This window comes from Pirellulaceae bacterium, from assembly GCA_019636385.1.
Lineage (GTDB): Bacteria > Planctomycetota > Planctomycetia > Pirellulales > Pirellulaceae > Aureliella.
Map to the genome: position 1 here is coordinate 225,532 of JAHBXT010000003.1, position 11,338 is coordinate 236,869.

Genomic DNA, 11,338 nt, shown 5'->3' on the forward strand with positions numbered 1-11,338 from the left:
TGGCCATCGACTGCCACCGCCGATGATCGTTAGCGATCGCCCACTGTAACCCCATAAGACGCCAAGTCTTGTTTTTAGCCTTCACAGGTCCAGTCGTTGACTAACACGTGGACCGACAGCAAAGAAATATCTCGGTCGAAAACCAAGCTTATTCGGAAGCTGTCCCATACGGCTGGTTGCTGAATTCAGGTTTCCAGTCCATTCCGCGCGACGAGTGATATGTAGGGCAAAGAATCCATTTCACACCCCAACAACGACAAACGCAGATTGCAGCGATAGCACCATAACGCGCAAGTACAAGCTTTCTCTAGAAGGCGTTGCCATCTTTTTTGAGCAAATTATTCAGCCCGGTCCGCCGCGACGTTTGATGGATGAGCAACAGATTCTCACCGACAAATATACCCCAATCCAATTCGCGAGTACTGGCTGCCGCTAGAAGGCATGCAACAGACTTTGCAGTCGGTAAAGGAGCAAGAATTGGCAGCAGAAACTGGCAATTCCAACCAATTACTAAACTCGCGAGTTAGCTAATTCTGGGCCGCCGATACAGTGGATAGTTGAGTTGCACTACACTCACTGCCTGTCACATCGGGACCATCTCATATTGTTTTCGTGCGAACATCGAGCTAGGTTCCAGTGTCTGTGCAGTTACCGAATTCCTGAAAAAGATTGATTAGAGTGCTGATGTACGCGCTCCCAAATCATCTTTCCGAACCTTCTGGCCGGTGAAAGGTTTTGCCCTAAGGTACCCAACATCGCCAGACGGTGGGGGGCCGTCCGTACAGCTAAAACATCAAAAGGATTTCAGCGACCAACTCTACTTCCCAGGATTCGAACAATGCCGCGCGATACTGGTCAGAAAAGAGCCCTGCATGCTTTGAACCATGATGGTATGGTGTTTTGCAATCCTCGCGATCGCGAGGCTGCTCACCGGGCCGAAATGGAGCAGATCGCCACGTATGATCTCTCAGCAGTTACCTGCCGAAAGTGCTGCCTGTCATTGCGCCGCCTCCAACGTGATACGGACAGCATTAAACCACAATTCAGTCAGGAGACTCCAGTGCCGACAACCGACGAACCTGATTCAGCAGTAGAAGTATCTGCAAAATTTAGACGGATTCGCGATGCGTGTTCGCTGGTGGCGAAGGTTCGCGAAGGCGATGGTCTGGATCCTCGCGAAGAAAAGCGTAAGTTGCTTGACCATCGTTCTCGTGGAAAGCCGGATTACTCCAGCCAGCGCTTGGCCAGCCAAATTTTTGACGCGCTCTGCCTGAGCACTTGGCTGACCAATATTGGCTTACCAGAGTTTACGTTCGTCCGCATTATGCCCGCCGCCAGTCGTGGTAAGTATCTGGTGGATATTGCGTGCCTGGACCTCGATTTAGAATACGATCCACACGCTGTCGATGCGATCCTTCGAGAACACAAGGGCACGCTGAGAACGGAAGTGGCTCAAGCAGTGAGTCGCCGTAAGGCTCCAGAGTTGCAACTGCGCTTGGTCCCCCCTGGATTCAAGTCGTGACAGAACCGCACGTGGTGAGAGCCAAACGCTGGGTGGCCGAAGTGTTGTCCGAAGGCCTGGAACGCCAATTAGTGCAGCTGACACGGCAGCCGGATGTGGCCTACCTAGCTGTCATGCCGGATGTCCATCAAGGCAAGCGAGTTCCCAATGGAGTAGTGGTAGCCACCCGATACCGTATCTACCCCGATCTCGTTGGAGCAGACATCGGATGCGGTTACGCTGCGATAAGGTTCCATGCCCAGGCCGACGAATTGACGAAGCCCAATCTAGCGCGAGTATTGGACGTACTTGGTCATGCCGTACCCACACTCAAGCAGCCTGTAGAGCGAGTTCAACTAACGACAAACCAGTTTTCGTCCCTAGGGCCACTCAGTTGTGAGACTCTGGACAAGAAAGCGGCACGTGAAGGCCGTTATCAACTTGGAACTTTGGGGCGTGGCAATCACTTCCTGGAACTGGCTCGCGACCCGGTTGGCAATCTCTGGGGCGTGTCCACACTGGTTCACGAGCTATGGGACAAGCGATCACGGCAAAACACAGCCCGATTCAAAGCCAGAAAGCTGGTCTGTTACCATCGCTGGAGCTGGAATCTGCTCGGGGCCAAGACTATTTCTACGATATGCAATGGACCTGCCGTTACGCTACAGAAAACCGGTTGATGATTCTGAACCGGTTGGCAGATGTCCTGGAACTACAGCTGAACATCCAGGTCGATCAGAATTCGTATCTTGATTGCCCACACAACTTCGCTCAAACCGAGAGCCACAGTGGACAGCAGCTCATCGTGCATCGAAAAAGCGCCAACTGGGCACCGGCTGACTGTCGCGGATTAATTGCCGGCTCGATGGCCACCGGTACTCTAATTGTCGTCGGACGGGGAAAGCCAGATTCACTGTGCTCTTCAGCCCACGGTGCCGGGCGCGCCATGAGTCGGACGGAAGCGGCCCAACGAATCGAGCATCGACAATTGACTGGCCTGATGAGCGATATCACCTACCGCCAGGATTGGGCAAACCTCTTGCGCGATGAAGCCCCTCAAGCCTACAAGGACCTACGCCTGGTCATGCAAGCTCAACACGATCTGGTTCGAATCGAGCGTCATCTCAAACCAATTCTTAACGATAAACGGCCCTAATGTTAACGGACCAACTTGGCCACTAGAGTAGAAAGCGAACCGCCGATCATTGCAATAGAGCAGGAGGTGGGTACTTACACCATAAGCTATTCAGGCCAATAGCGGGCGGTCGCAAGTCAAACCAATCTTCTCTGGAGTTGTCCACATCAGCACACGACTGTCAGCCAGTTATTTTGGCCAAGCTAGCTCCACAACTTTCACGGTCAATGGATCCAAGACCTACTTGGCAACTGGAAGGTATGGACCTACTCGGCCAATGACCTGGTACCCAGACTCTGCCTGGGCACGAGGGAAAACGCGACAAATGTTCGACTCAAATCAACAACCCCAACACTTACCAAACGATCGACAACTGCTCGACTTTGGTCGTACGATCCAATACCAACCAAATCGCGATAGCGTCTAACGAGCACCATTCACATCCACCAGTTTCCATCGCGAAAGCGTCATCGCAGGGACTGCGAATCAACTGGTCATGGAACTCATAAGATATGCCTTACGAACGAGGCATCTCAACAATTTCCAGCCAGCCCGTCAAAATTGCATTGCGTGTCCCTATATTTTCTGTTGCAATTTACTTAGCTCGCCAATTTAGCCCTGTCCCACGGCCGTGAATAAAATCGAATGTTTGGCCGGACGGCGTCGAAATCAATCCATGAGATTGGCAGCGAGGCTTAGGCAATCGCCGCCGAATCCGCGATAATGTCGATTACTCGTTAACAAAGCTGGTTTTCTAATGCGCAAAAAACAGTTGGGGCAGTCAATCTTTCCAGGACGAGTTAAGCACTTTCTTGTTCCACTGCTGGGGATGCTGCTGTGTCTGGCAAACAGCTTCCATATTGGCATGGACGCCCAAATCAATGGGACTGTTGTCGGTGCGGAGTTGGCCTCACAGAATCCATCGACGAAAGTTCGCTGCATCGCCCTGGAATGTTACGCCAAGCTGAGCGATGAGAATTCAAAGGCAGAGGTCGAGTTCATACGTGATTGGGTTGCGAAACGTCGCGGGGTCAAATTGAAGATACACGATCTAGACGCCGGCGACAAAGAACGCGATCGGTTAAAGCAGATCGAAGCGGCTTACGAGATCACCAACAGCAAGCTGCCGATCGTTTATGGAATGAACCAAGTGGTAAGCGGACCGTTGAATGCAGAAAAATGGAAATCGGAACTTACCAGGCTGTTGACCATGCAAGTCTACGTTCGGCAAGGATGCTCAAAATGTGCCAATGCAAAACAGTATCTCCCCAGTTTTAGCGCGAGGTACCCGGGCATTGAAATTCAATTCATGGATGTCGTCAACGATGCATTCGCTAACCGGAGTTATAACGAATTGACGCTCCGCCAACGCATCGGCGGAGTCAGCTTCCCTGGATTCTGGTTCTGTCGACAGTTGGTTGTCGGTTTTGACAGTGCCAGTTCGACTGGCGGTCGTTTGGAAGGGATTCTAAAGAAATGGACGTTCGATTGCGAATTGCCTAAAGCGGTTGGTTACAAGCGGGGGCTAATTGACGAGTGGCCTTGTGCGGCGGCTTGGAGTATCGCGACTAGCCCCTTGGCTTTGTTAACAGCGTTCATTCCGGTACAGTCGCCAGATGAGCCACCTCCCCTTGGAATTGGCGACACGTCAACTGAACTACCACTTCCCGGTGATTCGCCGGAGCTGTCTATTGAACCGGAGAACGCAGCTGAAGCAGGTTCGCTCGGAGCCGACGAAATCGATGTTCCATTGTTTGGTCGCATTAGCGCTAGTCGCGTCGGGATGCCAGCCTTTACCTTTGTGATCGGAGTGGTGGATGGGTTTAATCCCTGTGCCATGTGGGTACTGCTTTTTCTACTCTCCGTCCTGGTTAATCTGCGTGTTCGCTGGAAAATATTGGCCGTCGCTGGGACGTTCGTCATCGTGAGCGGACTAGCCTATTTTGCCTTTATGGCGGCTTGGCTGAACGTGCTGCTGTTTGTGGGTTACCTGAGATGGGTTCAAATCCTGCTGGCGATGTTGGCCATCTTTGTCGGTTCGGTTCACGTCAAAGATTTTTTTGCTTTCAAACGCGGCTTGAGTTTGTCGATCCCCGAGTCGGCCAAGCCCGGCATTTACGCAAGGGTGCGGAGAATTGTAATGGCGGAACATCTATACGGCGCCATTGCAGGAGCATTTGTTTTGGCAGTTCTGGTTAACTTCATCGAACTCTTGTGCACTGCCGGATTACCAGCGCTGTATAGTCAAGTCTTGATGATGCAAGATTATCCAGCGTGGAAGAACTACGCATACCTGGCACTGTACATCGTGGCCTACATGCTTGACGATTCGATCATGGTTGGTATCGTCATCTTAACACTTGGCAAACGCAAGTTGCAGGAAAACGAAGGCCGGTGGCTGAAGTTGGTCAGCGGTTTGGTCATCTTGGCTCTGGGAATCGTATTGCTGTTCAAGCCGGATTGGCTGTTGTGACTGTCTTGCCTCTAACAGAAATGGAATTCTGGGAGTATTCGGGTAGCATATTCGAAACCACGACAAACTCTATGACACGCAAAAACAGAAAACACACGCCCGAACTAAAAGCGGCAGCAGTAAGTCGACATTGGTGCGACTAGGTACCAGTTAGCGAACTAGTCCTTTAGCTGGGTGTGCCACCTTCTCAAATTCACAACTGGATTAACCAGGGCCAGGTATTGTGACGGTGAAGGAATAAGCCGGGAAGTTGCAACCGGCTGCCGTGATAAAAAAAGCCGCTCAAACGAAGCTGGCAGAACTGGAACGCACTGCTGATAAAGTCCGCTGCGGAACTTTTGTCTTGGTTCACCGGGAATCGGAATTTGCAAGGGGTTAGAGTTAGCGAGTTGTTGAACGCATCCTGCGTGAGAATTGATTGCATCCATGCGGAGGTTTTTCGCTTTTGGGCAAAGTTGGAAGGGGAGGTAGTGACGCAAGCTCGGCTTGCGCCACCCCAGCTTCCAACTTCGCGATTGTGCGGCGCTCAGGTTGCACCTCTGCAGAGCCCTATCCTCCGTACAACTGCATTCGTTTTTAATCTGTCGTCATCGACTATGCAACTCGCGGCTGCGTTTGCCGGGCAAGTTCGCGGCGCTTTCGCGCTTCTTCCAGCTTGCGATCGCGTTCGGCGGCAATCACACGTCCGAGGTCTGCCAGTTTGTCGGCCGGAGTGATATATCCGATCGCGCTATTCAAACGCACGTTGTTGTAATGTTCGACGAAATCGTGAACGCGGCGTTTTGCTTCTTCCACCGTTGCTGGACAACTAGGTCGGATGCATTCCTGCTTCAGGATCCCGTGGAACCTTTCCAACTTGCCGTTGCTTTGGGGATAGTAGGGACTCGTACGAACGTGACTCAGACCGAAGATCCGGATAAAGAGCTTGAAGTCCTTGGCAATGAACTGTGGTCCATTGTCACTGATGATTCGCGGCTTGACACCAGGATTCTTTTCCAGTGCGCGAGCCACCACCACTTCGACGTCCTGCTCCTCCATCTTCTCGCGAATTTCCCAGTGGACAATGTAGCGACTGTAGCCATCGAGTACCGATATCAGGAAGTAGAAGGTACCTCCTAGATTGAGGTAGCTGATGTCAACATGCCAATGTTTATGGGCCTTTTCGGGTTGTTCGAAACCTGTGCCATTCTTGCTGGGCAGATTGTTCTTGCGATCCAATCGCCGAGCAGCTTTCAGTACGCGATATGTGGTGCTCGGGCTGACAGCCACGATGTCATCATCAAGCATCATGAACGTCAAGCGTCGGTAGCCTTCTAGTGGATGCTGGTCGTGGTAATCGACGATGGCTTTCTTTTCCCATTCTTCGATCCACCAATCACGTGGTATCTGGCCATTATGCTCATTGGCCATACCATAGCGATGCTTCCAGCTGTGGAACTTGCTGGCAGCCAGTCCGAGCCAGAACAGCAAGCGTTTCATTGGAATTTCAGCTCGATCGCTCCAATACCTCAGGTAATCAACGATCGAGTCACGCGTATCATGGGGGACCCAGCGTCCAGTCACAGGTCCCCATTTTCTTTTTTTGCCTTGACGTTCTCTTCCATGAGTTCGGAGATCACCTCATTCTTCAGCTGCAGCTTCTCCTCAAGCCGCTTGATCTGACGTTGTTTGGCATCTTCCAGCTTCGCCGCCGACTTCACGCGACGACCACCCTTACCCACAAACGCCTGCTCAGCCTGCGCAAGAACGGCATTCACCCATTGATGGATCTGGCTCGGCTGAATGCCCAGCTCGTCGGCCAGATCGCTGACCGCTACCTTGTCCTTCAAATGCCGACGGACCACTTCCGCCTTCTGCTCTGCACCAAAATTACGTCTTGTTTGTCCCATGGAACACCTCCCGATAGTGGGTATGCTAACTCAACTACCGAGAAATTCCATTTCCATCAGAGGCAAGACACTTTGACCACAGCCGAGTTGCGGACTGCCGATCACAACGAGACCCCGACCGCTAAGCATGTCACGGATTATATCGAGTATCTAAAATAAAAAGGGATGCACCCTGACCGGATAAAGACAACGGCAACGCGACTAGGGGAATTCATGAGCGCTTGCGGCTTCCCGACATTGCGCGACATGAGTGCCGTCCGGCTATTTGGCTGGTTATCGACCGAACAGGCGACAGGACGCTCGGCTGCGGTTCTAAATGGCTATATTGCAGCAGCGGTTGCATTTGGTTACTGGTTGACCGGCAAACGAACAACAAAGAATCGGTCGAACCAATTGGGTGAAAAGCGGTTAACCCAAAATCCATTTGCTGGAATTGGCAAGTTTGACAAGAGAGCTGACCGGCGACGGGAACGCCGAGCGATGACCGATCAGGAATTGCGACGACTGTCATACGTCGCACGTAGGCGACCGCTGGGCGAGTATGGCCGGGAATCAGAACGGTTACCACTTGAAAATTTGCCTACTTCGGCCAGAAGTCGCCAAACCTGCAAGTAACGACCACTGACGTTTGAGACGATGAATGTCTACAACGCCCCCAAATTGTTAGATCTTGTTGGAGCTATTGAATTGCTGCCATCGTTGCAACTAGACGCTGAACCGCAAACGACCGTAGCCGAATTGAAAGCGACTGGTACCGACCCCTCTGAAAGTTTGGTTGCACTAACTACAGACCAAACGTTGCGCAACATGTCAGCTGCTGGCAATTTAGGGGAACTAGAGAGACCCAACCAGAAAGCGCAAAAACCCCATAATTCCCAAGGAATTACAGGGTTTTCGCTAGTCGGGCCGGCGGGATTCGAACCCACGACCTCTACCACCCCAAGGTCAATAAAAATTGAAAATTGCTTGATTTTCCATGATATTTTGGGCTGAAATAGCCAAGCAAGTGCACCAAAACAATGTTGATGGTGCATTTTTGGTGCAGTGACTAGTGTGGCTAGTACGAGATGCCAGGGGCGATAGCTAGGAAGTTGAAAGAGGTGCTGTCAGCGTGGATTGTAGGATATTGCCAGCGGATTTAGGGCGGTTCCAGAATCGTCGGGCTTCAGTAAGGGTCATGCGCGGGGTGTCGCCGGTCTTCTGATCTACAGTATCGTGAAATTGCCATCCCCAGACAAAGAAAGCGTCCTCGTCCTCACATGGCGGTGGATTGTCCTTGACGTACTCTCGGGCAAATTCTCGACAAGTGCAATTGATAGCGGGGACCGACTGCAACCATCTGGCAATTTTCTCGCTCGTCGGTGATATCATCTGATGAAGCGCTGCCCAAGCATTGCGACCTTGCTGCTTGAGGTCAACTATAGCTTGTGAGTTTGGAATCGAAACCTGGATCGCCACTACTCTGGCAGGCTGTACTCCGACTTGCCGAATTTCTCCAGTAGGTTCTATGGTGATTACGGAAGAACATCCAAAGCAGCGAACTTTGAGTTCCTTGCGAATCAACGTGCGAAATTGCCAGCCACATTTTGGACATTGCATGGGCACTAGATTTCCGGATATCTGATTTTTACAGTCTTGGGAAAATTCGGAAACGCAATTTCTTGCCCTGGAGATTCGCTGCTGACCGTCACTTGAGTATAGTTGTATGGATACCCTGGTTCAATCAAATCATAAATACCCACTGGACGGTATCTCTTGTTGGTGATATACGCGTCATTGATGCCTTTTAGGATGTTTTTTTGATAATCTATTTGGTTGTAATTTGGATACGATTTAATCTTCCAATCTGTGTTGTTGCATCCTTCAGTCGGCTCGTAAAGCATACTTAAATTAAAAAACCAATGTCTATACCACCAGTCATTGTCAGTAAATTCAGGCAGGCTTTCAAGGCTATATGGTGGGTATTGAAGCCTTTGCCTATAATGTGAACAGGATCTGGTAATCACCACAAAAGAAATGACCGACACCATGCTTGTACGGGTGTAAATAGCCCAATCACTTTGATGTCCGAACGAATTAAGGTATGCGTAATTGCCAAATACTTTTTGTTCATATTTGCTTTTTGAATGAGCGGTCAGTTGCCCGTATCTATACTCTTGCGAAGCAGATTGCCCACTAGATGAGGAGATTGAAGGCGCCCAATTCCACAAGGCGGTGTACATCTCCTGTATATTTTCAGCTGACAACGTTGGAACACCAGTCCATGGTAAAACGTTGGGAGCGTGGTTCACGTAGTAGTCAAGGAATTCTATTTCTCCACACATATCGTTCGCACGAATGATCGTGCCGCCTACATTCAATGGAGCTGGGGCAAAATTCGGTATAGAAACGGATAGAACGATCTCGTTGTTCTGTGCTCTGGCTTCGAGTACATCGCAACAGCCAGGTTCGTTTGGCGGCGGTGGCGGAGGATCTTCTTGGCAGGGATTTTCGATGGTAACGGAATCTATGGTAATCCAGTCGCCATCCTGGCAGTCGAAGCAACGAGGTAGGTTGCAGATTTGAAATTCGTAGTCTCCAGGTTCGAGCAGAGGACAAGTTATTTCACCGACTGGACTAGTGCTAATGATGATGTCGCCATCTTCGGTCTTTTGAACCAAACGAATGCATGGCCCGCAGTCGATCGCTTCCCATCTGAGCGTCTTTTCGTGTGTTGCTTCGTCTTCGAGTACTTGGATCTTCATGCGACAACAACACTTGCTGGTATCGTTGTCCTGGCACATTTTCGAAGAGTAGTGAGCAACCATGGTGCCGTACTTGTTGTCAAGGAGTGATGATGACAGTGTACGTTCGGTCAATACGGCAACCGGCGAAAGCGCCACCGAAAACGCCAGACGAGACCCGACCTACCAGGGTAATGATGTATGTTCCAGGTGGCGTCTCGGGATCAAAGCCGCGAGTGTAGTACACGGCGCTAGTGTCTGGGTCTATGGACAACACAAACCCTGGAATACTGCCTTCAAGTCGATCCCAGGTACAATTACTTAGCAAGAATTCATTGATGCTCGATCCTATGGAATTGATGACTCGTGGATTAACCCAGGGATCCTCTTCACCTACGCCCCTGGCAACGATATCAATGCCGAACAAAGGATAGTTGCTTGGATGCATGCAGTAGTTGACTTGCAGGTAAACGCGAATTGTCCTTCGAATAGTGCAATCGTTTGGTTGCGCGAGGCCAGACAAGACCACATCCCAGTGGTAGCGATTTGAATAGCCAGGAGTTGGCGTAGCGCCCGTAATCGCGCTTTCATGGACAGCGCAATTGTCTGTAGGTGGAGCACCGCTTATCACTCCCGCCCCGGACTGGAACGAGAATTCCAGCCATGATGGTAATCCAGTAGCTGTCAAATCCTGAACATCTACAGTAGGTATGATCAATGTGTTATGCATGCCGCGATAACAGTATGCGCCGCCTTCAGGGTCGAGAGCATATTGCCACACAACGTTGTCATTGATCAGCACCGGCGAATAAATCGTTGCATTCGCTGAGTCGCATGGCAAGATGCGTAGCAGGAATTCTTTTTCAATCAAACAATCATTGGGAATTGTACGACCACGAATTGTCACGATCCATCCGCTAGTAGCTGGCAATTCATCGGTCTGCAGCGTGATAACGCCATCTTCAATCGTGACTTCGATTTCTTCGGGAAGTCCAGTAATCTCGATTCTGTCAGGGCCGGTGTCCTTGACGTCAGTGTAGGGAATCTCAAAAAACCACGGTTCAAACTCAGTAGCCTCCGGCAATTCTCCAATATCAATGTCGGCATTTTCATGGTCGCAGGGGACAATGGTGATACTGAACTCATGGAAAATGTGGCAACTGTTTTCTCGTGTCTTCCCTACGGCAAGCAGCCAATATGTTCCAGGCCGTATCCCTGGTTCTTGCGGGGTTCCTGTGATTGTGCAGACACCATCTTCGATCGAAAAATAGAAGCCTAGCGGCAACCTCATTACGGTTACATCGTCGATGTTTGTCCAGGTGAACGAACTTTCAAACTCTTGATTTATGGTAGCGCTGCCAGACCAACTGCTGAACAGAAATTCACTGTCGCCTTTGTCACATTTGAGATTTACGCACGGGCCTTGTAAAAATCCACTGTCCGCGTAGAGCCCGAGATATCCTTGCTGGACTGCAACTGGACGATTAAATCGCCTATAGAGCCATGTGTCTGGAGCTCCAGGTCGAACTTGACCGAGGTAATTACAACGAAGCCCGACGTATTTTTCGGAAGAAACGATCCCGTCCTTCACTCGGTAGAATCTGTACTTGGTCATGA

Annotated in this window: 8 protein-coding genes; 4 read left to right on the forward strand and 4 right to left on the reverse strand. The window is 50.7% G+C overall.

The genetic code is table 11. The annotated features are described in order from the left end of the window. Positions 1–838: 838 nt before the first annotated feature. The 4 genes from KF752_11615 (at position 839) to KF752_11630 (ending at position 5,109) form a co-directional block, all read left to right on the forward strand. Entirely contained in the window at positions 839–1,522 is a 684-nt protein-coding gene (locus KF752_11615; protein MBX3422192.1) for a hypothetical protein, read from the forward strand. Continuing rightward, a complete protein-coding gene (locus KF752_11620) occupies positions 1,519–2,181 on the forward strand; it encodes an RtcB family protein (protein ID MBX3422193.1) in 663 nt (220 codons plus the stop codon). Before KF752_11615 ends, KF752_11620 begins: the two co-directional genes overlap by 4 nt. Then, positions 2,181–2,657, forward strand: a complete 477-nt coding sequence (locus KF752_11625; GenBank protein MBX3422194.1) for an RtcB family protein — start codon at positions 2,181–2,183, stop codon at positions 2,655–2,657. Before KF752_11620 ends, KF752_11625 begins: the two co-directional genes overlap by 1 nt. Positions 2,658–3,393: 736 nt before the next feature. After that, on the forward strand, positions 3,394–5,109 hold the full coding sequence (locus KF752_11630) for a hypothetical protein (GenBank protein ID MBX3422195.1): 1,716 nt from the start codon (positions 3,394–3,396) through the stop codon (positions 5,107–5,109). Positions 5,110–5,703: 594 nt separating this feature from the next. Here the strand turns inward: KF752_11630 and KF752_11635 are convergent. The 4 genes from KF752_11635 to KF752_11650 form a co-directional block, all read right to left on the reverse strand. Next, positions 5,704–6,588 carry a DDE-type integrase/transposase/recombinase gene (locus KF752_11635; GenBank protein MBX3422196.1) on the reverse strand — a complete coding sequence of 295 codons (885 nt, stop codon included), beginning with the start codon at positions 6,586–6,588 and terminating at the stop codon, positions 5,704–5,706. An 80-nt stretch (positions 6,589–6,668) separates the two neighbouring features. Continuing rightward, a complete protein-coding gene (locus KF752_11640; protein ID MBX3422197.1) occupies positions 6,669–6,998 on the reverse strand; it encodes a transposase in 330 nt (109 codons plus the stop codon). 1,604 nt (positions 6,999–8,602) lie between these two features. Further along, complete coding sequence (locus KF752_11645; GenBank protein MBX3422198.1) at positions 8,603–9,742, reverse strand: hypothetical protein; 1,140 nt, start codon at positions 9,740–9,742, stop codon at positions 8,603–8,605. A gap of 79 nt (positions 9,743–9,821) precedes the next feature. Next, a complete protein-coding gene (locus KF752_11650; GenBank protein ID MBX3422199.1) occupies positions 9,822–11,336 on the reverse strand; it encodes a hypothetical protein in 1,515 nt (504 codons plus the stop codon). Between the last annotated feature and the right edge of the window lie 2 nt (positions 11,337–11,338).

Excerpts from the sequence above, each read along its gene's own strand:
- KF752_11650 (MBX3422199.1), bottom strand. The coding sequence starts at position 11,336 with ATGACCAAGTACAGATTCTACCGAGTGAAGGACGGGATCGTTTCTTCC.
- KF752_11635 (MBX3422196.1), bottom strand. The coding sequence starts at position 6,588 with ATGAAACGCTTGCTGTTCTGGCTCGGACTGGCTGCCAGCAAGTTCCAC.
- KF752_11630 (MBX3422195.1), top strand. The coding sequence starts at position 3,394 with ATGCGCAAAAAACAGTTGGGGCAGTCAATCTTTCCAGGACGAGTTAAG.
- KF752_11645 (MBX3422198.1), bottom strand. The coding sequence starts at position 9,742 with ATGAAGATCCAAGTACTCGAAGACGAAGCAACACACGAAAAGACGCTC.
- KF752_11640 (MBX3422197.1), bottom strand. The coding sequence starts at position 6,998 with ATGGGACAAACAAGACGTAATTTTGGTGCAGAGCAGAAGGCGGAAGTG.
- KF752_11615 (MBX3422192.1), top strand. The coding sequence starts at position 839 with ATGCCGCGCGATACTGGTCAGAAAAGAGCCCTGCATGCTTTGAACCAT.
- KF752_11625 (MBX3422194.1), top strand. The coding sequence starts at position 2,181 with ATGATTCTGAACCGGTTGGCAGATGTCCTGGAACTACAGCTGAACATC.